Source organism: Mycobacterium sp. (assembly GCF_035603715.1).
Lineage (GTDB): Bacteria > Actinomycetota > Actinomycetes > Mycobacteriales > Mycobacteriaceae > Mycobacterium.
On the sequence record NZ_DATNJW010000115.1, the window covers coordinates 1 to 21090 of the forward strand.

Annotated in this window: 18 protein-coding genes; 9 read left to right on the forward strand and 9 right to left on the reverse strand. The window is 63.4% G+C overall.

The features are described from left to right. Both VN856_RS05175 and VN856_RS05180 read right to left on the reverse strand, forming a co-directional pair. A partial coding sequence (locus VN856_RS05175) for a PrsW family intramembrane metalloprotease (RefSeq protein WP_325686814.1) occupies positions 1–776 on the reverse strand: 776 nt, incomplete at its 3' end. Beyond that, positions 773–1375: a hypothetical protein gene (locus tag VN856_RS05180; protein ID WP_325686816.1), complete on the reverse strand. Its 603-nt coding sequence runs from the start codon at positions 1373–1375 to the stop codon at positions 773–775. The genes VN856_RS05175 and VN856_RS05180, both read right to left, overlap by 4 nt. A gap of 214 nt (positions 1376–1589) precedes the next feature. Between VN856_RS05180 and VN856_RS05185 the strand changes: the two genes are divergently transcribed. The 3 genes from VN856_RS05185 (at position 1590) to VN856_RS05195 (ending at position 4243) form a co-directional block, all read left to right on the forward strand. Next, positions 1590–1994 carry a DUF4267 domain-containing protein gene (locus tag VN856_RS05185; protein ID WP_325686818.1) on the forward strand — a complete coding sequence of 135 codons (405 nt, stop codon included), beginning with the start codon at positions 1590–1592 and terminating at the stop codon, positions 1992–1994. A gap of 177 nt (positions 1995–2171) precedes the next feature. Next, entirely contained in the window at positions 2172–2774 is a 603-nt protein-coding gene (locus tag VN856_RS05190; RefSeq protein WP_325686820.1) for a non-oxidative hydroxyarylic acid decarboxylases subunit B, read from the forward strand. After that, positions 2774–4243 (forward strand): UbiD family decarboxylase, encoded by a 1470-nt coding sequence (locus tag VN856_RS05195; protein ID WP_325686822.1) that lies wholly within the window; start codon positions 2774–2776, stop codon positions 4241–4243. Before VN856_RS05190 ends, VN856_RS05195 begins: the two co-directional genes overlap by 1 nt. Here VN856_RS05195 and VN856_RS05200 read toward each other — a convergent pair. Beyond that, a complete protein-coding gene (locus VN856_RS05200; protein ID WP_325686823.1) occupies positions 4235–5125 on the reverse strand; it encodes a LysR family transcriptional regulator in 891 nt (296 codons plus the stop codon). The genes VN856_RS05195 and VN856_RS05200 overlap by 9 nt on opposite strands. A gap of 123 nt (positions 5126–5248) precedes the next feature. Here VN856_RS05200 and VN856_RS05205 point away from each other — a divergent pair, with 123 nt between their 5' ends. The 4 genes from VN856_RS05205 to VN856_RS05220 are packed head-to-tail and all read left to right on the forward strand — an operon-like array spanning position 5249 to position 8240. Then, positions 5249–6220 (forward strand): zinc-binding alcohol dehydrogenase family protein, encoded by a 972-nt coding sequence (locus VN856_RS05205; protein WP_325686825.1) that lies wholly within the window; start codon positions 5249–5251, stop codon positions 6218–6220. A gap of 29 nt (positions 6221–6249) precedes the next feature. Further along, complete coding sequence (locus tag VN856_RS05210; RefSeq protein ID WP_325686827.1) at positions 6250–7119, forward strand: dioxygenase; 870 nt, start codon at positions 6250–6252, stop codon at positions 7117–7119. Positions 7120–7135: 16 nt separating this feature from the next. Next, entirely contained in the window at positions 7136–7669 is a 534-nt protein-coding gene (locus tag VN856_RS05215; RefSeq protein WP_325686829.1) for a carboxymuconolactone decarboxylase family protein, read from the forward strand. Positions 7670–7682: 13 nt separating this feature from the next. Continuing rightward, the gene (locus tag VN856_RS05220) at positions 7683–8240 is read left to right on the forward strand and encodes a carboxymuconolactone decarboxylase family protein (protein WP_325686831.1); all 558 of its coding nucleotides are present in this window, start codon (positions 7683–7685) and stop codon (positions 8238–8240) included. An 18-nt stretch (positions 8241–8258) separates the two neighbouring features. Here the strand turns inward: VN856_RS05220 and VN856_RS05225 are convergent, their stop codons facing one another. From VN856_RS05225 to VN856_RS05235, 3 genes are all read right to left on the reverse strand, one after another. Further along, positions 8259–11129, reverse strand: coding sequence for an RND family transporter (locus VN856_RS05225; RefSeq protein ID WP_414686872.1), 2871 nt, complete (start codon positions 11127–11129; stop codon positions 8259–8261). Positions 11130–11152: 23 nt separating this feature from the next. After that, positions 11153–11593, reverse strand: coding sequence for an MmpS family transport accessory protein (locus VN856_RS05230; protein WP_325686834.1), 441 nt, complete (start codon positions 11591–11593; stop codon positions 11153–11155). A 210-nt stretch (positions 11594–11803) separates the two neighbouring features. Next, on the reverse strand, positions 11804–12514 hold the full coding sequence (locus VN856_RS05235) for an NADPH-dependent F420 reductase (protein ID WP_325686836.1): 711 nt from the start codon (positions 12512–12514) through the stop codon (positions 11804–11806). A 143-nt stretch (positions 12515–12657) separates the two neighbouring features. Between VN856_RS05235 and VN856_RS05240 the strand changes: the two genes are divergently transcribed. Together VN856_RS05240 and glgX are read left to right on the forward strand one after the other, a co-directional pair. Then, positions 12658–13284, forward strand: coding sequence for a TetR/AcrR family transcriptional regulator (locus VN856_RS05240; protein WP_325686838.1), 627 nt, complete (start codon positions 12658–12660; stop codon positions 13282–13284). A gap of 322 nt (positions 13285–13606) precedes the next feature. Next, positions 13607–15697, forward strand: coding sequence for a glycogen debranching protein GlgX (glgX, locus tag VN856_RS05245; RefSeq protein WP_325686840.1), 2091 nt, complete (start codon positions 13607–13609; stop codon positions 15695–15697). Between the two features lie 89 nt (positions 15698–15786). On the opposite strand, the gene VN856_RS05250 is transcribed toward glgX, so the two are convergent. The 3 genes from VN856_RS05250 to VN856_RS05260 all read right to left on the reverse strand — a co-directional run bounded on the left by VN856_RS05250 (position 15787) and on the right by VN856_RS05260 (position 21085). After that, a complete protein-coding gene (locus VN856_RS05250; RefSeq protein ID WP_325686842.1) occupies positions 15787–18288 on the reverse strand; it encodes a glycogen/starch/alpha-glucan phosphorylase in 2502 nt (833 codons plus the stop codon). Positions 18289–18503: 215 nt separating this feature from the next. Next, positions 18504–20408, reverse strand: a complete 1905-nt coding sequence (locus tag VN856_RS05255; RefSeq protein ID WP_325686844.1) for a YhgE/Pip domain-containing protein — start codon at positions 20406–20408, stop codon at positions 18504–18506. A gap of 2 nt (positions 20409–20410) precedes the next feature. Further along, positions 20411–21085 (reverse strand): hypothetical protein, encoded by a 675-nt coding sequence (locus VN856_RS05260; RefSeq protein ID WP_325686846.1) that lies wholly within the window; start codon positions 21083–21085, stop codon positions 20411–20413. Positions 21086–21090: the final 5 nt, after the last annotated feature.

Genomic DNA, 21090 nt, shown 5'->3' on the forward strand with positions numbered 1-21090 from the left:
TGCAGCAGCATCGGTATCACGATCAGGAGCAGGCCCCGCCCGATTCTGCGGGGTTCGGCGGGCCGGCCGAAAAGGTAGACCACACCCGCGCAGAAGATGGCGCTGTACAGGATGTGGGCAGCCACTCCGGTGAGCATCCGAAGGATGATGGTGCCGACCGAGGCCCCAATCTGGTTGGCGCCGAACTGCGTTCCGGCCGACGTCATGGCGTAGCTGATGTCCTCGACAATCTGAAAGCCTAGGCCGATGAACGCGCCCAGGATGAACCCGTCGAAAGCGGTCCGTACGTGCCGCTGCGCCAGCGCGATGAGCAGCAACAGTCCCGATCCCTTGGCCAGTTCCTCGGTGAACGGGGCGGCGAGCCCGGCGCCCCAATTCAGCGCCCACACTTGACCGAACGTCTTTGCGTACAGAGCGAGTATCGCGTCGTTGGCGTTTGCGGCCATTGCCCCGGTTGCGGCGAAGCCGCCCCACACGAACGCGACAACCATCAGCTTGTGCGGGAGCTTGGCGTAGTGGTCGATGCGGTCGGTGAACCACCAGAACAGCGCGGCGTAGATGGCGAATGACGTGACCGCCAGCCCGATCGCTTCGCCGTACGCGTTGTATTCGCGGGCGAGGGTCGACAAGAAATTCAGAACGCCGATGCCGACCAGGGCCAGGAATCCCCAGAACGCGAAGTTGCGTGGCTGGTAGAAGGTGAACCGCCTGCCCCAGCCGGAGAGGTCGAGCGCCACGTCGCGCGCACGATCGAGTTCGGTCAGTGCGGTCGTCATCGCTTTTCCTGCCCGGACTGGCTGATGCTGGCGATCATCCGCAACACCGCAGCGCTGGGCTCGGCGCCGGCGTCGGTCGGTCCGGTCGCGACTGCCTTGACTCCTCGGTCGCCGAATACGAACGCGGCGATCAGGCCACCGGTGTGCGGTCCGGTGACGCGCACTGTCGCCCCTTCCTTGCCCGCAGCGGTGACGATGGTGGCGGGCGCGCCGGTGATATGGACTCCGCGGCCTTGGTTGAGCGCATCCGTGGTGGCCTCGATCTGATCCAGCAATTGGTCGGCGTCGCCGTGGAACGGCCCCGTGCGGACGGTGAACTTCAGCGCTCCGTGCTCGATGCTCGCTGAGGCGGGGTACTGGCCGGATATCGGGCCGTGGCCCTCGCGGAGACCAGAGGTGATGCCCCAACCGGCTTCCGGAACGAATGTCACGTTGCCCTCGAGCTCCAAGACGTCGCCGGCTCTGACGATGTCGTGGTAAGGCACCGTTGCATTGATCACCGGCAACACCACCGACATGATGAATACCAGTGCGAATACCGCCAGCGTTGGGCGCAGGGTGCGTCGGTCCAGACCGAATAATCGCTCGTCGGCCGGCACCCACCCCTCGTCAGGTTCGAACCTTGGTGCTGAGGGTGCCGACGACACCTCGGCTCCCGGATCCGGCATATCCGCCCAGCCCTTCTACCCGCTGCGACAGCGCCCGCATAGCGCCGCAGTGAGAGTAGCGAGGGGTGCGATAGAAGGCATCAACAATGGCGACATCCGCGGCTTTGGCTCCCGCTCGGCCGATCACCTCCTAGGCTCGGAGTTCATGACAATCGACCGTATGGCGCTGGCCGCGGGCAGCATCCGACTTGCCTCGGGCATCTCGTTTCTCGTCGACCCCCTGCGCGCGAACCGGCTCTGGGGTGATCCGGACGAGCCCACGCCGACCGCGCAACTACTGCTGCGGTCGATGGGGTACCGCGACGCGTTGATCGGGGGCCTGCTGGCGACGGCGGCGGTGCGCGGCAGGAACACTCGCGGCTGGTTCCTGGCGTCGGCGGGCGCCGACGCCGCCGACCTGCTCGGCGGAATGAGCGTGCATCACGAGATGAAACGCTCGCAGCAACTGATTGGCCTGGGCGGCGCCGTCATCGGTGTCGGCACCGGGCTGTGGGGTGCCGTCCGGCGGACCACCCGCTCAGTCGACACCTCCGATTCGGCTGGCGGATAGTCAAAGCGCCTCGACCGCCTGGGTTGGCGAAGGTTGTTCCGCGCAACATTCACAGAGGCCCCGGACTGTTGGTGGAGACAGCGACAACAGTGCCGGTTTGCTCCACGATCGTAAAGGCGTTCGTAAGTGCAGCGTTTGCGCAGCCAGTAACTGGACCGAGTCGCAGGAGTGGGCTGGATGAAGCGGATCGTGTTGGGGATGACGGGAGCAACCGGCGCGGTGCTCGGTATCGAGCTGCTCCGTCAACTGCAACAGTGCGCCGATGTGGAGACGCACCTGGTGCTGTCGCGATGGGCGCGCGCCACTATCCATTTGGAGACGGAGTTGTCCGGGCGTGATGTCGAGTCCTTGGCCGACGCCGTCTATTCGTGGGACGACCAGACAGCCGCGATCTCCTCGGGTTCTTTCCGGCTCGACGGTATGGTGATCGCGCCGTGCAGCATGAAGACACTCGCGGCGATCCGGACGGGTTACGCCGACGGGTTGATCGCCCGGGCAGCCGATGTGACGTTGAAGGAAAACCGGAGGCTGGTGCTGGTACCGCGTGAGACGCCGCTGAGTCAGATTCATCTGGAGAACATGTTGGCGTTGGCGCGCATGGGTGCCAGCATCGTGCCGCCGATGCCGGCCTTTTACAACCATCCGGCGTCTGTGGACGACATCGTCGATCACATCGTGACCCGGATCTTGGACCAGTTCGACATCGAATCACCCACCGCCAAACGGTGGACTGGTGTAGCAGGCGCGAAGGCTGCGAGTTTGAAGGTGGTGCATCGCTGATGGCCAGGATCCGCGATCTCCGCGACTATCTGCGCGTGTTGGAATCCCTTGGGGACGTTGAGCATATCGACCGTCCCGTCAGCGCGGCGTTGGAGGCGGCGGCGATCACGCGGCGGTCGACAGAACAGGGGCGACCGGCTCCATTGTTCGACAACGTCGAAGGTGCGCCCACCGGATTCCGTTTGCTCGGAGCACCGGGTGCCTTGGCCAGCGATCCCCGGCATCGGTTGGCGCGCGTTGCGCTTTCGCTCGGTCTTGCACACGACGCGACGGCACAAGACTTGGTCGAGCATCTGGCGGCGGTGCATAAAAAGGCGCCGGTTCCGCCGGAGTTGATTTCCTCGGATTCGGCGCCATGCAAGCAGAACATTCTGGTCGGCGATGACGCCACCCTGGATCGCTTTCCGGTCCCACAGATACATCCCGATGATGGCGGCCGCTACCCGAACACCTGGGGCATCATTGTCGCCCAAACTCCCGATGGGCGTTGGACGAACTGGTCGATCTCGCGGATCATGATGATCGACGATCGCCACATGACCGGCTTGTTCCTGCCTCAGCAGCATATCGGGATGATCTGGGCGGAGTGGGAAAAGATCGGTAAGCCAATGCCTTTCGCGGTGGTGCAAGGCGGTGACCCCGGTGTGCCGATGATCGGTGGGATGCCGATTCCGGAGGGGGTGGACGAGGGGACTTTCCTGGGCACGCTCTACGGCGAACCGGTCGAGGTCGTCAAGTGTGAGACAAACGATCTCGAGGTGCCCGCAGGCGCAGAAGTGGTCATCGAGGGCCATGTTTCGATCACCCGCGATGCCACGGAGGGTCCCTACGCGGAATTCCATGGGTATGCGCTTCCGGAGACTTCCCCGGAGCCGGTGTACACGATCGAGGCGATTACCTACCGCGACAACCCAATCTGGCCGATCAGTGCCACCGGCCGCCCACCCGATGATTCGCAAATCGCACCGGCATTGGGGGTATCGGCTGAAGTGCTGGCGCTGCTACGTCACGCCGGCATCCCCGTCACGATGGCTTGGCTGCTGGTGGACACCGCGTGCCACTGGATGATCATCACCGTGCCGCGCGCCTGGCGCGACCGGTTGCCGGCCGCCACCTCGACCGGACTTGTGCACCGGATCGGGGAGCTGTTGAGCGCCAACCGGGTCGGTCACATGTGTCCGGTGACCTACGTGTTCGATGACGACATCGACCCATCCAACACCTCAGATGTGCTGTGGGCGCTGGGAACCCGCATCCACCCGAATCTGCGCCAAGAGCACTGGCCGGTCCCCATTCTGCCGTGGTATCAGTGCTACACCGAGGAAGAGCGGCACGCCGGGTGCGGACCCATCGTCGTCCACGACGGGTTACTCGCCGCCCTCGAAGACGGCGAAGCGCGACCCGCCACCTTCGACTGTCTTTACTCCGCAGAACTTCGCGAACGCGTCCTCGCCGCCGAGTCACGCTGAAGGGTCGACATGGCGGATCAGCGTGTCGATCAACGCGTTGATCGCCGGGCTGGCGCGTTGGGACGCGGCGTAGGCGATGGACAGCGTCCATGTGATGGATGGATGCAGGCGAACTGTGCGTAGGTCGGGGAAGCGGTTGGCCGCGCTCGCGGGCAGGATGGCGCTTGCCAGTCGGTGCCGGATGAGTTCAGCGGCGATCGCGTAATCGGCGACCTCATAGGCGCTGACCGGTTGGACCCCGGCAGCGGCGAATCCGGCGTCGAGGCGGTGTCGTATTCCCCATCCGAGGGGGAAGTTGATGAAGTCGTGTCCGGCGAGGTCGCCGAGTGCGACCTTTCGCCGATCTGCCAGCACGTGGCTGGATTCGCAGACGAAGACCATTGGCTCGCTCATCAGCTCACGCATCGCGACCAGCTGGGACCCCGGCGATGTGATCGACACGAGAGCCATGTCCATTTGGCCGTCGACGATGGCGGTCAGATGTCCGGCTGAGCCGGTCAGACTTTGCCGCAGGCGAACGGTGATCAACGGATTGGAGCGGCGGAACTCCTCAAGCGCGGCGGGCAGATCCAATGTTCCCCATGACATCAGGGTGCCCAGCGTGACGGTGCCAGTGAGTTGATCGCGGAATGCATCCACCGACGTCCGAGCCCGGTGAGCCGCGTGGATCACTTCGCGCGCGTGCTCGAGGAAGACCTCGCCGGCCGCCGTCAGCGTGATTTGGCGTTTGGAACGGTCGAACAGTTCGACGCCAAGTTCCTTTTCCAATCTACTGACCGACGCCGATAGGGCAGACTGCACCACGTGGATACGCTGGGCCGCCCGGGAAAAGTTCAACTCCGCGGCCACTGCGACGAAGTACTCCAGGTGGCGCAGCTCCACGGATATCATTCTATCGCGAATCGCGATTGCAATGTTCGTTTTTCTTCGTTGGACGAGATGACTGCTGGGGGTGTTGGCTAGACGGTGTAGTCAGCAGAACATCAGCTCAGGAGGAACGGACTCATGCGGGCCTTGCGCTTTACCGAATTCGGCGACCCCGGTGTGTTGCACGTGACGGACCTACCGGATCTGACTGGAACGGCGGCTGAAGCGGTTATCCGGGTGCAGGCGGCCTCGGTCAACCCGTCCGACGTGAAAAATGTTGCCGGCGCGATGGATTGGACGGTACTGCCGCGCACGCCTGGGCGTGATTTCGCCGGCGTCGTGATCAGCGGACCGCCCGAGTGGCAAGGAGCGGCGGTCTGGGGCACCGGGGGAGACACCGGCTTCATCCGTGACGGGTCGCACGCTGAATTGATGTCGGTGCCGGTGGAAGCGCTGGTGCGCAAACCCGAACCGCTCAGCTTCGACGAGGCCTCCACCGTCGGGGTCAACTTCGTCGTCGCTTGGTACGGGGCGGTAGAAACGGCGCAACTTGCCGCCGGCGAAACCATCGCGGTCTTCGGGGTTTCCGGTGGCGTGGGGGGAGCGGTGGCGCAGATCGCCCGCGCGATCGGCGCCAAAGTCATTGGAGTGGACCGCCGCCGGCCCGGTTCGGAGACAGCCGCCGCGTCCGTCATCGACCACTTCGTTGCGTTCGACCCGACGGCTGACGTCGGCGCCGAGATCAAGCGGCTCACCGCCGGTCGCGGCGTCGACGTGGTCTACGACGCCGTGGGTGGCGTGACCACACCGGCCGCACTGGCCGCGCTTGCCCGGCGCGGCAGGCTGGTGGTGATCAGCGTGGTCGGTTCCCGTGTGGTCGAAATCGATCTATTAGACCTGTATCACAACGAAACTCGAATCCTCGGCATCGACAGCACCAAGCTCACTGTCGTCGACTCCGCGCGGCGCCTGCAGCAGATGGCGCCCCACTTCGAATCCGGCGAATTCCGGCCCCTTCCCATCGCCGCCACCTATTCGCTCGACGATGCGGCCGCGGCGTATCAGGCGGTCGCCGACCACACGGCCGGCCGCGTCGTCATCCGGCCCTGACGACCCAATCTCACAGAGAGGCAAAGACAATGTCATCCGACCTGACCGAGCAAACCATCACCGAGGCCGTGCGGCAGACCTTCGCTGACTCCACCGACGAGCGCTTCCGCCAGGTGTTCACCTGCCTGGTGCAACACATCCACGATTTCGCTCGCGAGGTCCGCCTGACCGGCGACGAATGGTTCACCGCAATGGATTTCCTCGAGCGGGTCGGCAAAATATCGACGCCGACCCGTCAGGAGTTTGTGCTGCTTTCCGACATCCTTGGCCTGAGCATGCTGCTGGACAAGATCAACCAGCACGCCGAGTCATCGACCACTGACTCAGCTTTGCTTGGCCCCTTCTACGTCGAGGGACGCCCTACCGTCGACAACGGAGCCGACATCTCCGACGGCGTAACGGGCACACCGATGTTCGTCACCGGCCGGGTCGTCGACGAGCACGGCAAGCCCGTCGCCGGGGCCCACGTCGACACCTGGCACAGCGACGGCGAGGGATTCTACGACGTTCAGCAGACCGAAAAGCTGCACAACGAGCTCGCCATGCGGGCACTCCTGACCACTGACGAGGACGGACGATTCTGGTATCGGTCCATCACGCCGCGCTACTACCCGGTGCCCACCGACGGGCCATGCGGTGAGATCCTGCGCGCCGCAAACCGATCGCCCATGCGCCCACAGCACGTGCACTTCTGGTTCAAGGCCAAGGGCTACCAGCCGCTGATCACTCAGCTGTTTTGGCGAGACGATCCCTACATCGGCCGCGACGCCGTCTTTGCGGACCAGCAATCACTGATGGCAGATTTTGTACGGCACGAGCCAGGCACCGCTCCAGACGGAACGACGGTCGATGAACCGTTCGTCACCCTGGACTGGACCTTCACCCTCGCCGCCGAATAGCCAAGGGAAAACACCAATGCCACGTATACCGCTCACCAGCATCGAAGACCAAACCGAACCTGTCCGCCAGTGGATGGCGCGTCGCGGCAATCTCAACGTGTTCCGATTACTCGCCAATGCTCCGCACGTCTTTCCCGGCTGGACGCGCATGGTCGACGAGTTGTTCGCCAGCCCTACCTTCAGTCCGCGAATGCGCGAGGTGGTCATCCTGCGGGTGGCCCATCTACAGGGCTCACCCTATGAGCTCGGCCAGCACGTCGGGATCGCCCGCACCGCCGGGCTGACCGAGCAGCAGATCGACGCGATCCTCGAGAACGGCGACCTCGACGCGGTCAACTTCAGCCGCACCGAACGCACCGCGCTCGACATCACCACCGAGCTGTGCACCACTCACCGATTGCGTGATGACACCTTCGCCGCGGCGCACGCCGCTTTCGGCGACGAGGCGCTCACCGAATTGCTGATGATCATCAGCTGCTACTACGGGCTGGCACTGGTGCTCAACGCGGCGGACCTCGACGTCGACGCCACCGACAGATTCCAACTCTGACAGGAGAATTCAGATGACTCGAATCGCCTATCGTCGACCTGAAGAGATGACCGATCAGGCCCGCGAATTGACCTTGCAGCGGGGCAATCTCAACGTCTACCGTGCTCTGGCCAACGCTGAGAAGGTCTTCACCGGCTGGATGCTGGCCGGCCAGGCCATCCTCACCAGCCCGGTGTTGCCCATCCGGCTGCGCGAACTCGTCACCCTGCGCACCGCTTATCTGATGGACTGCCCCTACGAGCTCGGCCAGCATAGGGACGTGGCCCGGACGGCCGGGGTCAACGCCGATGAGATCGAGGCCGTCACTTCCGAATCAAGCTGGCAAACAGCCAATTTCAGCCCAGTCGAACCTGCGTTGCTGCAGCTGACAACCGAATTGGTCACCACACGCAGCGTCTCGGCCGAAGTGTTCGAACAGGTGCACACAGCTCTGGGTTCTGAAGCAACGGTGGAGGTTCTGATGGTGATCAGCCGCTACGCGGGCCTGGCGCTGATGCTCAACGCGCTCGACGTCGACCTCGACGAAAGCGCGCGGTTGCCGATCCCGCCGCTACGCGATGCGGCAAAGTAAGCAGCAACATACGTCGCGTCATTGCTGCTGCCCCAGCAGAATTGGAGCAGTAGGTTCTTCGGTCGGGCGCTGAACCCGGGGCAGGTTGCGGTCGCCGCGGGGGTAGATGACTTGCGGCCACCAGAACCACCGTCCCAGCAACGTGGCGATCGACGGCATGAGCAACGTGCGCACGATCAGCGTGTCCAACAATAGTCCGATGGCGATGGTGGAACCCAGCTGCGCGATGATGCGCAGACTGCTGCCGAGCATCGAGGCCATGGTGACGGCAAACACCAGGCCCGCAGCGGTCACCACGCCACCCGTGCCGGCCATGGCACGGACATATCCGGTCTTCAATCCTGCGTGGATCTCCTCCTTGAAGCGGGAGACCAAAAGGAGGTTGTAGTCAGCGCCAACAGCTAACAGGATCATGACGGACATCAACATCACCAGCCAGTGGATGTTGATGCCGAACGCATCTTGCCAGATCAGCACGGACAGCCCGAAGGACGCGGCAATGGAACTGCCCGCGGTGCCCACGATCACCAGCGCGGCCACCAGAGCACGGGTGAGGATCAGCATGATCAGGAAGATCAGCGTGAGCGCGGACACGACCGCGATCATGAGGTCGTATTTCGTGCCGTCGGCCATGTCCTTGAAGGTCGCGGCCGTACCGCCAAGATAAACCTTGGCGTCCGAGAGGGAGGACATCTTCAGGCCTGCCTGCGCGGCCGTTCGCTCCGCACCGACCCGCGCGATCCCCGCCGGAGTCATGGGATCCTCTTGGTGGGTGATGAAATAACGAGCGGATTTGCCGTCCGGTGATAAGAACATCGCGAGACCGCGCTGGAACTCCGGGTTCTGGAATGCCTCGGGAGGCAGGTAGAACAGGGCATCGTTTTTGGCGGTGTCGAAGCTTTGCCCCATCACGATCGCGGTGTCGTTCATGGCTGCCATCTGGTTGATCGTCGCCGACATGGTTTGATACGTCGTCAGCGACAGCCCGCGCATGGTCTTCATGCTGCTGATCATTGGTGGCATCAGCGCGAGCATTTGCGGCATGAGCGAATCCATTGTGTCCAAGTCTTTTACAAGGTCGTGCAGCTTTTCCGAAATCCCGTCGATACCGTCCAATGCGTCAAACAGCGACCGCAGCGACCAGCAGATCGGAATATCGAAGCAATGCTTCTCCCAGTAGAAGTAGCTGCGGATAGGCCGCCAAAAATCATCGAAATCCGCTATGTGGTCGCGCAATTCGTCAGTGATCGCCGTCATTTCCTTCGTGGTGCCGACCATATGATGGGTAGTGGCGGTGAGCCGCTGCATGACGCCATACAGGCGCTCCATGTTGTTGATCGTGAGCTGCATTTCATCCGACATCTTGAGCATGTCGGCCAAGGTGCCCCGCAAGAACGGCAGGTTCTGATTGTTGGTCTGACCTTGCATGCTGTTTTGAAACGGTATCGAGCTGTGTTGAATCGGAATTCCCAGGGGCCGGGTGATGTCTTGCACCATCGCGATGCCGTCGACGCGCAGCACGTTGTAGGCGACCCTGTCCAAAACGAGCATGTCGGCCGGATTGCGCATGTCGTGGTCGGCGTCGACCATCAGGATGTCCGGATTCATCCGGGCCGGCGAGAAATGCCGGTCGGCGGCCGCGTATCCCACATTGGCTGGCGCACCAGCGGGCATATAGAACCGGTCGTTGTAGTTCGTCACATATCCGGGCAGCGCGACCATGCCGATGAGCACCACCACCGCACTGGCAACAAGGATCGGCGCGGGCCAGCGGACCACCGCGGTGCCCACCCGCCGCCACAGCCCGCGCTGGCCCGCCGCGCGTTTGGCTTCGAACCATCCGAAACGGCTGCCGATGGAAAGTACCGCCGGCCCCAGCGTGAGCGCGCAGGCCACCACGACCAGCATTCCGGTGGCGACGGGCACACCCATCGTTTGGAAATACGGCAGCCGGCAGAAGCTCAGACAGTAGGTCGCGCCGGCGATGGTCAGCCCCGAACCCAACACAACAGGAGTGACGGAGCGAAACGTGGTGTAATAAGCGGATTCTCGATCTTCACCGGCCTGGCGCGCCTCTCGATAACGGCCGAACAGGAATATCCCGTAGTCGGTCGCCGCCGCAATTCCTAGCATTGTCAGGATGTTCGATACGAACGTGGTGAGTCCAAAGACGTCATGGATTCCCAGAACCGCGACGACTCCGCGAGACGATCCCAACCCGATCCCGGTCAAGAACAGCTGGACCAGCGTGGTGACCACAGAGCGGTAGACGATCAGCAGCATGATCGCGATCGCGCCGAGAGTCATCACCGTGATCTTGGCCAGGCTGGCGTTGCCGATGACGTGCAAATCATCGGTGAGCGCCGCCGGGCCGGTGACATAGGCCTTCACCCCTGCCGGCGCCGGGGTGTGTTCCACCACCTTGCGGACAGCGTCGACGGATTGATTCGCTAATGTCGTGCCTTGATCACCCGCGAGATTCAACATCACATACGCGCCCTTGGCGTCGCTGCTCTGGACGCCCGCTGCGGTAAACGGCTCTCCCCAGAAATCCTGAATGTGTTGGATATGTTGGGGATCCCGCTTCAACTGTCCGACGATGCTGGCGTAGTAGCGGTGAGCGTCGTCGCCGAACTTCTGCCGGCTTTCGATGACGATCATCACCGTGCTGTTGGAATTGAATTCTTTGAAGTTGTGCCCCATCAGGCTCATCGCCTTCATCGACGGTGCGTCCACGGGAGTCATCGGCGAAGCATGCGCCTCCCCGACCACTTCCAATCGGGGGGCGATGGTATTCACGATGACGGCGACGAACACCCAGAACAGAATGACCGGAACCGCCAACACGCGGATGGTGCGCGCGATGAACGGCCGATCAGGCTGCGGCATAGTGTGCTTGGTGCTCGTGTCGGTCATGCGGACTTCACCAGACAAAAGGTCTGCGCGTTGCGGCCATCGGTGCTTTTTTGGTCCCGAACCACCCCGTCCACGGTGACGCGACAGCCGATGTGATCACCGTCGCCCTGCGCCATGATGTTGGCGCTGACCGCGGGTAGGGTCGTTGATATCGTGGTCGACCACGGCAGGGCCGCATGGACTTCGTGGGTGTTGGCGTCCGCGTCGAAGTAGTCGATGGTGGCGGTGGATCCTGGCGGCCCTAACACGTCATAGACCACAACCTTCGGGTTGAACTGCACGATCTCGATACCAGCACCGGCATTGGCATTGAGGTCCTGGGAGGCAAAGACTTTGTGCAGCCGCACAACGATCAATCCCGAGACGGCCAGCACCACCACGACCACCAACGGTATCCATGCTCGTGCAGCTACGCCCGTAACTGGAATAGCCTTCACCTCAGCACCTTTCGCTCAGTGACGGAGCCGTCGCCAGCACCACTCGTCAGGTCTGACCTGCACGGAAGAGCTCCGGCAGCCACCGTGCCCGCCGGGCCGTAAACCTCACAGATCATCCCTTCGGATGCTTTGCATGGTGTCGGAGACGAAACGATGTCGGCCCCAACGTGATCCGCGCGCGCCAGCAGTGCGCGACCAGACCGCTTCGCGTCATGACACTCGGTCGATCGCCCGGGACATCCGCTCCGCCTCGAATGTGAATGGTCCCGTATCGAGGGTCGTTCGCATCCCCTCTGGGCTGAAGAGTCCCAAGAGGCCGGGGAATAGCACTCCGCCGGGATCAATGGGCGCCGAGTGGGCCAGCGTGCCGACTCGGATCGGCGCGAATCCGGTTTGGGTGATGATTTCGGCGGTGATCCAGGCCGTATCGTTGTCGTCGGCCGCATAGCCGATACCCCATCGACCAGGTTCCCGGCGGCCTCGCAGCCACAACGTTTCGGCGAGCTGGTGTGAGAAAGCACGTGCCACCGATGATTTCGGGAACAGCTCAGCCGTCACCATCCCCGAGGTTTTGCCACCGAGATCCTTGATGGTCATCACACCGTCGTCGTGCCAGAGGAACGGATTCGAAGGGTCGATGACGACCGCGCCGGCCAACCGATCGCGATAAACCTCGGCGAACGGCGCGACGGCCGCGTTCGGGATCGCCAGGATCGCCACTTCCGCCCCGTCGACTGCTTCCTCAACCGTGCGGACCCTGTAGTCGATGTCTTCCCGCTGATATGCGGGCGGACTGAACGCGTCGGGGCGTCGCGCTCCGATGATGACCTTGTTTCCGGCCAGGATCAGGTGGCCGGCCAACGCCGACCCGATCAATCCAGCGCCGACTATCGCGATCCGGTGCGGCAGTCCCATGGGCATCTTCACACTCCTGCTGACAAAAAACGAAAAATGTCAGCAGTCAGTATGCGCCGGTCGGTTGGAACGTGTCAACCTGGGCCACTTTGTAAAACAGGTCGAGTTGATAACATCAGACTGCTGACGTATCTAGTAATATGTCGGCTATGCCGCGACGATCGACCGGTCAGCTAGCCGCACCTACGAGCACTGACGACGCGCGCGAGCGCATCCTGGCCGCCGCTGAACGCTGCATTGATCGCCACGGGATCCGCAAAACCACGATGGACGACGTTGCCAATGAGGTCGGGTTGTCGCGGCCGAGCGTGTACCGCTATTTCGCTGACCGCGACGATCTGCTGATCGAATTGATCACCCGGCACGCGCGAGCATTGCTCGCCCGGGCGCACAAATCGATCTCCGGTCGGAGCAGCCTTCCGGATCAGATCGTCGAAACCGTCCTCTATACCGCAGAACACGCTCGCCGCGATCCCCTGACAAGGCACGTCCTCGACCCCGATGGCACGAGCCTTGGCAAACGAATGGTCGCCTCGGGAGTAACGGAGAGGTGCAGAGCCGAGATGTGGGATCCCGTTCTCGACGCCGCTGTCGCCAACAATGATCTACCGCCGGGGCTGACCCGCTCGGATATCCACTTGTGGCTCGGCAACGTTACGAAGATCGTGATGCGCGGCCTCGAGGACGGTGACGGCGACGTGAGGCGCTACCGGTCCATACTGCGTCGCTTCGTCGTCCCCGCCTTTACCCGTGCAGACGAGCCGGCGGGCGTGTGATCGATTGCGGTCAGCGGCCTGACGTTCCTGTTAGGTCTGCGTGGGAACGACCAGATACCGGTCTCCGGCGCCCCTCCGTGAAATCGCTTGGAGGACCTGGGGTTCAAGCAGGTCAGCCGGTGTGATTGTCTGCGTGTACTGGCTGGCGAAGGTAGTTTTCACCTCTGCTGCCACCCGCGTCCGACGCTCCGCGCCATCCCGAACGAGCGGCCAATATTGTCGGCACTCACAATGACATTGAAAGGTCTGAGCGGCACGATTCAGTGCATGCCCCACTGTGTCGGAGGTGGTTCAGCCGCTTGTCGAGGTTGAGGAGTTGCCGATGACCACGCCAATCTTGCCCGGCAGACCCGCTCCGCTGGGCGCGACGTGCGGGCCGGACGGGACGAACTTCGCCGTGTCATCGCAAGGCGAACAGGTGCAGCTTTGCTTGTTCGACGACAACGGAGCCGAGACCCGACTGGCGCTGCCGGAACGAGACGGCGACATCTGGCATGGCTTCGTGCCCGGCGTGGGGGAGGGCCAGGCCTACGGTTTTCGGGTCGGTGGCGCCTACGACCGCTCCCGGGGCCTGCGCTACAACCCCGCCAAGCTGCTCCTTGACCCCTATTCCCGCGCGATCGATGGTGAATGCCGGTTCGGGCCCGAATTATTCGACTATGCAACGGATAACACCGCGGCTCCCAGCCCGCTGGATTCAGCCGGCCACATGCCGCGCAGCCTGGTGACGGCGCCGCTGCCGCCGATTCCGCCCATGCCCGGACCGGGACATCCGCTCGCCGACACGATCATCTACGAGGTGCACGTCCGTGGATTCACCGCAACGCATCCCGATGTGCCACCCGAGCTGCGCGGCACCTACGCCGGCTTGGCGCACGAGGCGGCGCTCGACTACCTCGTCCATCTCGGCGTCACCACTGTCGAGCTGCTGCCCGTTCACCACAACGTGCCCGAGTCATTCCTCGTCGAGCGGGGGCTGACGAACTACTGGGGCTACAACACCATCGGCTTCTTTGCGCCGCACGCGGCGTACTCGGCTGCGGTACGGGCGGGCCGTCGCGGTGGCCAGGTGGCGGAATTCCGGGGAATGGTCGATGCCCTCCACGCGGCAGGGTTGGAGGTGCTGCTCGACGTCGTGTACAACCACACCGCCGAGGGTGGGCCTGGGGGTCCAACGCTGTCTCACCGCGGTCTCGACAACGCCGGCTACTACCGCCTTGACCCGAGCGACCCGAGTCGCTACATCGACACGACCGGCACGGGCAATTCGCTGAATATGGCGAATCCGATCACGCTGCGGATGATCACGGATTCGCTGCGCTACTGGGTGTCGACAATGGGCGTCGACGGCTTTCGTTTCGACCTCGCTCCGACCCTCGGACGAGCTGACGGCGCCTTCGACCCATTCTCGGCGTTCTTCGACGTGGTAAGCCAGGATCCGGTCATCTCACAGGTCAAGCTCATCGCTGAGCCGTGGGATGTCGGCAGCATGGACAGTTACGACATCGGTCGCTTCCCGCCGCTGTGGAGTGAATGGAATGGACGCTTCCGCGACACTGTGCGCGACTGGTGGCGCAGCCACGACGGGCTGTTGTCGGATTTCGCTACCCGCCTGTGCGGTTCGGCTGACATCTACGACCGCCCCGATGAGGGACGCCGCCCCAGCGCGTCGGTCAACTTCGTCACCGTGCACGACGGCTTTCCGCTGACCGACCTGGTCTCGTACAACAACAAACACAACGATGCCAATGGTGAGGGCAACCGCGACGGCACCGACGACAACCGCTCATGGAACTGCGGAGCCGAGGGCACAACCGATGATCCAGCTGTAGTGGCCCTCCGTGCTCGGCAAAAGCGGGCGTTCCTTGTGACGCTGTTGCTCTCGGCAGGGGTACCGCTGCTGTTGGGGGGCGACGAGCGCGGGCGCACCCAGCGGGGCAACAACAATGCCTACTGCCAGGACAACGAGATCACCTGGTTCGACTGGACGACAGTCGACGGTGAACTGCTAGATTTCACAACGGAACTCATCGCATTGCGTCGGCGTCATCCGGCGTTCCGCAGGCGGCGCTACGACACCGGCACGGCGGCGTCAGACCTGCGCTGGTTCACGAACTCAGGTGCGGAGATGACTGCCGAAGAGTGGCCAGACCCGATTGCTCGCAGTGTCGCGTTGTTCATCGACGGCTCAACGGATCCGGATGAGGGTCCCGACGGAATGCCGATGATCGATGACGACTTTTACGTCCTGCTCAACGGATGGTGGGAGCCATTGACCTTCACTGTGCCAGACGATCTGCGCGGCAGACGCTGGGACATTGCCTGCGACAGCTTCGACCCTGCGCGAAAGATTACGGTCGTGCAGGAGCTTACGGTGGGGCCGCGCTCGGCCGTGGTCTTGCAGTCGTCGTGACCCCGACACGCAAACCCCCGGCGGCCTCTACTCCCGAGTGGTCCGCGATCTGTCCTCGGTACCCAGCACGGTGACGGGGAGTCGCCAGATCACATCGTCACGGTCAGTGGCCACACATTCCAGATCTCGTCGCAGTACTCGGCGATAGCGCGGTCCGACGAGAACTTTCCGCTGCGGGCGGTGTTGAGTATGGACATCTTCGTCCACGCATCCTTATCCAGCCAGGCCGCGCCCACCTGCTCCTGCGCGGCCACATAGGACGCGAAGTCAGCGCATACCAGGAACGGGTCGTCGTACCGCAGGTTGTCCACCAGCGGCTTGAACACCTCGGTGTCGCCGTGCGAGAACTGGCCGCAGCTAATGAGATTCAGCACCGATCGCAGCTCGTCGTTGCTCTCGATGTAGTCCTCCGGGCGATATCCCTTCGCCTTGACGGCTTCGACCTCGGACTCGGTCAGACCGAACAGGAAGAAGTTCTCGGCGCCGACCTCCTCGCGCATCTCGACGTTGGCGCCGTCGAGCGTGCCGATGGTCAGGGCGCCGTTGATCATGAACTTCATGTTCCCGGTCCCGGAGGCTTCCTTGCCCGCGGTGGAGATCTGCTCGGACAGGTCAGCGGCCGGGTAGATCAGCTGGGCGTTCTTGACGCTGAAGTTCGGCACAAACGCGACCTTGAGGAATTTGTTGACCTCGGAATCGTTGTTGATCGTCTCGCCAACGGCGTTGATCAGCTTGATGATTCGTTTGGCCATGAAATATCCGGGCGCCGCCTTGCCGCCGAACACGAAGGCGCGCTGCGGAATCGACAACCCAGGGTTCTGCTTGAGGCGGTGGTACAGCGCGATGATGTGCAACACGCTGAGGTGCTGGCGCTTGTACTCGTGGATCCGCTTGACCTGAATGTCGAACATCCAGTCCGGGTTGAGCTCGATGCCGGTCGCCGTGCGCAAATACTTGGCCAGGCGCGCCTTGTTGCCGCGCTTGATGTCGCGCCATTGCGCGCGGAAAGAGGCGTCCTCGACAAATGGCTCCAGCCCACGCAGGCGGTCCAGGTCCCTCAGCCAGCCGTCCCCGATGGTGCGGTCCAGCAATTCGCGCAGACCCGGGTTGGCCAGCGCCAGGAAGCGCCGGGGCGTTACGCCATTGGTCTTGTTGCTGAACCGCTCCGGCCACAACTCGTAGAAGTCCTTGAGCACGCTTTCTTTCAGCAATTCCGAGTGCAGCGCCGCGACGCCGTTGATGGCGTGGCTGCCGACGGTCGCCAGGTGCGCCATGCGGACGTTCTTGCCGCCGTCCTCGCCGATCAGCGACATGCGGCGAACGCGGTCCTCGTCGCCGGGGAACCGCGAGCGCACCTCGTCGAGGAATCGGCGATTGATCTCGTAGATGATTTCCAAGTGGCGAGGCAGTGACTCGGAGAACAGCTCCAGCGGCCACTTTTCCAGCGCCTCCGGCAGCAGGGTGTGGTTCGTGTAGCCGAATGTCGCCACGGTGATCGCCCACGCCTCGTCCCAGTCGAGATCGCGCTCGTCGACCAGCAACCGCATCAGCTCGGCGACGCCGATGGACGGGTGGGTGTCGTTGAGCTGCAAAGCGAATCGTTGCGGAAGCTCACGGACCCCGGCGTCGGCGAGGTCGTCCATGATGTGCAGCACGTGCTGCAGCGAGCAGGACACGAAGAAGTACTGCTGCAGCAGGCGCAGCCGCTTGCCGGCGTCCGGCTCGTCGTTGGGGTAGAGCACCTTGGTGACGGTTTCGGAGGTCACCTCGTCTTCGACGGCCTTGTAGTAGTCACCGGTGTTGAAGGCTTCCAGTGCAAAGGACTCGACCGCCCGCGCACTCCACAGCGTCAGCACGTTGCAGGTGTTGACGCCGTAGCCCTGGATGGGGGTGTCGTAGGCGACCCCCTTCAGCAGACGCCCGGGCACCCACCGGACGCGTTCGTGGCCGGCGTCGTCGGTGTAGTGCTCGGCGTAGCCGCCCCACTTCACCAGATAGTTCACGTCGGGTTTGGCGATCTCCCAAGCATTTCCGTTGACCAGCCAGTTGTCGGTCTTCTCGACCTGCCATCCGTCGCGGATCTCCTGGTTGAAGATGCCGAACTCGTAGCGGATGCCGTAGCCGATCGCCGGACGTTCGAGGGTTGCCAGCGAGTCCAGGTAGCACGCGGCGAGCCGGCCGAGGCCGCCGTTGCCCAGCCCGGGCTCCGCCTCGCACGCCAGGACCTCGTCGAGGTCTTGACCCATCGCCGCCAGGGCGGTTTTTGCCGCCTGCTCCAGGCGTAGGTTCAGCAGGTTGTTACCGAGCTGTGGGCCCATCAAGAACTCGGCGGACAGGTAGCAGGTGACCTTGCGGCCTAGGTCAAGCGAGGTCTGTGTCGACGCCACGCGGCGGTCCTGCATGCGGTCGCGCACGGCCAGTGCCAGCGCCCGGTAGTAGTGCTCGGGCTTCAGCGCAGCGGCCGGACGGCCGATCGAGTAGCGGAGGTGATCAGTGATCGCCCGCTGCAGTGCGTGCGCGCCCATCCCGGTGCGCGAATGCTCGTTGAGGTCGGCGCGGACGCCACTGGGTGTCTGGTCGACATCGGTCATCGTGAGTCCTGTTCCCTCGATCGGCTCAATACGCACGGGCCTTTGCCGCGGTGCCCAGGTCGTCATTGTGGCAGCGACGTCTGCACACTGGGCGCAAAAATGAAGTCCGTCAGGTTAACGCCAGCTCACGTACTCGCGACGAACGAGCGATGCCGTCGCGCGACGACAGCCAACGGGCTCGCAACAAACAGGTTTCCGGACTGCGCCTACCTGCGCTACATCTTGATCGCCGGTATCAGCCTGTCGAGGTTCCAGAGCTGATCTCGCCGGGCAGATAGGCACGAGATCAGCATGGCGAAAGCCCAGATGCCGATCAGCACCACGACCGCCTGCCACAGCCGGCCGTCGATTCCGCCGAGTATCAGCTGCCGAAGTCCGTTGACGCCATAGGTCATCGGGTCGAAGCGGTGCAGGAACTGGAAAGGCTTCGAGGTGGTTTCCACGGGGTACATGCCCCCGGCGCTGACCAGTTGCAGCATGAGCAGCGCCATGATGAGCACCCGGCCCACCGCCGGGCCGACGAGCGCATTGATCGCCTGTGTTGCGGCCACGAACGCGAACGAAATAAGGATCATGAAGCCGAGCATCGAGGCGGGGTGGACGACGTGCATGCCGAGGCCGAACCGCACCACGCAATACAGGATGACCGCCTGGAACATCGCGATGACCGCCGCAGGAAGATAGCTCGACAGTGCGACTCGAATGGGAAGTACTTCGGCAGCGATCGCGCGGCTTTGCAAGGGCCGCAATACCATCCAGAGCACCAGTGCGCCGAAAAACAGCGCCAGCGTCAGGAAGAACGGAGCCATGCCGGTGCCGAAGTTCGGCGCGGCATTCTCGTGTGAGGTCTCGAGCTGAACCGGGCCGCCGATGGTATCCGCGATGGCATCCTTCTGCTGGTTCGTCCAGTGGGGCGCCTGCTTGGCGCCGTCGCTGAGTTTGGTCGCGAGCTCGGCAGAGCCGGATTTGAGCTGCTGTGCGCCATCGTCGAGTTTGGCTATGCCGCTTGCTAACTGGGTGTTACCGGAGGCAACCTGCTTGGCTCCGTCGCGCAGTTGGGTGAGCTTGCTGGTCAGGTCCTGCCCTTTGTTGCCGACCTGGTCGAGGGCCGAGGCCAGCGGACTGCCGGGTGCGCGCAGTCCCGATGTCATGGCGATTGCGGCGTTTTGCGCGTCGGTGAGGCGCTGCCGGATTTGCGGCGTGAACGCGTGCTGTCGGAGTTGGTCCTGCACGCCGCGCAGCGTGTTTGCCAACGGGTCCTGTCTGGCGGACAGCTGGTCGATCACCGGCGAAAGTGCACTGGCGGCATTGTCCTGCGCCGTGGCGATGCCGCCGATCTGATCATTGGCCTGCTGTAGCGCGGTCGCGCCCTGTTGCAACTGGTCGGTGCTGCCACCGACTTGGGACAGCGCCTTGGTCACCGCGAGCAGGGGTTCGGTGGCCGAGTTGATCCCATCGGAGAGCTGCTGAGCGCCGGTGGCAAGCGTCGCCGAGCCCGACCGGGCGGTGTCCAGACCGGCCGCCAGCTGACTGGTGCCGTCGGCGAGTTGGGCGGCCCCGTCGGCGGCCTGTTTGATGCCTGCACCGGACGAAACCACCACGGAGAGCATCTGATTGACCGCCTGCCCGGAGATCCGAGACGAGACGGCGTTGAGCACCTGGTCGATCGCGGTACGGCCGATGCTCGTCGAGATGTAGTTGTTGGCGTCGTTGTACACGGCGATCAGGTTGGCCTTTTTCGGTTGTCCGGTCACCGGCGAAGCGATCGCCGCACTGAAATCCGGTGGCAGCTCGACCATGAAGTAGTACTTGCCGTGTTCGACTCCGTGGTGCGCTTCCGCGGGGCTGACGACGTGCCAGTCCAGGCTGGCATCGGCAGTGAGGCTCTTGGCTATCTCGCTGCCCGCGTTGAACGGTTGCCCGGACACCACAGCGCCCCGGTCGGAGTTGACCAGTGCCACCGGCATCTTGTTCACATGGCCGAACGGGTCCCAGAACGCCCACAGGTACAGCGCCCCGTACACCAGCGGCAGCAGCATCAGCACGATGATTGCCACCCGGGTCATTCGGCTGCGGCCGAAACGTTTGATTTCCGAGCCGAATGCAAGTCCAGCAAGCATCGTCAGTCCCCTCCGGTCAAGATGCGGTGATCGTGTAGTTCGTGGTCGGGCGCGTCGGTGCCGAGCGGATTGGTCACCCCGACGACGACGGTGCACTGTGTGGCGAGCTCGCCCAGTCGCTCGACCGCGATCGTGCGGCGCGCGTTGTCGCGTACCTGTTCGAGATCGCCGACCACCAGAATTGGACGGTTCGATAGCGTCGCCAGCGTGATCCGCAGCAAAAACAGTTCCAGATCGGACAATTCGACGATGTAGGTGCCAGGGGCCGGTGGAGGAGTGTCGCCGAATACTTCGGTTAACTTGGACCGCCCGGCTTCCCGGGGAATCTGTGCGTACCACGGTGCCAGCCACCGCCGCTGCTCGGCGAGCACCGTCTGCACGGTCACCGATTCCTCGAGTTCGTCGATGTCGGGAAAGGCCGCGATCGCGCAGTGCCGGCGAATCGCCCGCGGCGTCGTATCGCCGAGGACGTTCAGCGTGCCGTGGGTGGGCTTGAAGCGACCCGCCAACGTCATCAGCAGCGTGGTCTGTCCTGGCCCACCGGGCATCTGAACGGCGTGAAAGCCCGCCGCGAATTCCAGGTCTATACCCGAGAACAGCGGCCCGTGCTCGCCGTCGACCCCCAGTCCGGTCGCGGTGATTACCGCCGGAGCGGCCGCCTGATCCTGTGTGTCCACGTATC

What these genes read in the sequence shown, in the direction of transcription:
- VN856_RS05250 (WP_325686842.1), bottom strand. Translation starts at nt 18,288, where the DNA reads ATGACCGATGTCGACCAGACACCCAGTGGCGTCCGCGCCGACCTCAAC.
- VN856_RS05240 (WP_325686838.1), top strand. Translation starts at nt 12,658, where the DNA reads ATGCCGCGACGATCGACCGGTCAGCTAGCCGCACCTACGAGCACTGAC.
- VN856_RS05235 (WP_325686836.1), bottom strand. Translation starts at nt 12,514, where the DNA reads ATGCCCATGGGACTGCCGCACCGGATCGCGATAGTCGGCGCTGGATTG.
- VN856_RS05220 (WP_325686831.1), top strand. Translation starts at nt 7,683, where the DNA reads ATGACTCGAATCGCCTATCGTCGACCTGAAGAGATGACCGATCAGGCC.
- VN856_RS05210 (WP_325686827.1), top strand. Translation starts at nt 6,250, where the DNA reads ATGTCATCCGACCTGACCGAGCAAACCATCACCGAGGCCGTGCGGCAG.
- VN856_RS05190 (WP_325686820.1), top strand. Translation starts at nt 2,172, where the DNA reads ATGAAGCGGATCGTGTTGGGGATGACGGGAGCAACCGGCGCGGTGCTC.
- VN856_RS05205 (WP_325686825.1), top strand. Translation starts at nt 5,249, where the DNA reads ATGCGGGCCTTGCGCTTTACCGAATTCGGCGACCCCGGTGTGTTGCAC.
- VN856_RS05255 (WP_325686844.1), bottom strand. Translation starts at nt 20,408, where the DNA reads ATGCTTGCTGGACTTGCATTCGGCTCGGAAATCAAACGTTTCGGCCGC.
- VN856_RS05215 (WP_325686829.1), top strand. Translation starts at nt 7,136, where the DNA reads ATGCCACGTATACCGCTCACCAGCATCGAAGACCAAACCGAACCTGTC.
- VN856_RS05185 (WP_325686818.1), top strand. Translation starts at nt 1,590, where the DNA reads ATGACAATCGACCGTATGGCGCTGGCCGCGGGCAGCATCCGACTTGCC.
- VN856_RS05225 (WP_414686872.1), bottom strand. Translation starts at nt 11,129, where the DNA reads ATGCCGCAGCCTGATCGGCCGTTCATCGCGCGCACCATCCGCGTGTTG.
- glgX (WP_325686840.1), top strand. Translation starts at nt 13,607, where the DNA reads ATGACCACGCCAATCTTGCCCGGCAGACCCGCTCCGCTGGGCGCGACG.
- VN856_RS05195 (WP_325686822.1), top strand. Translation starts at nt 2,774, where the DNA reads ATGGCCAGGATCCGCGATCTCCGCGACTATCTGCGCGTGTTGGAATCC.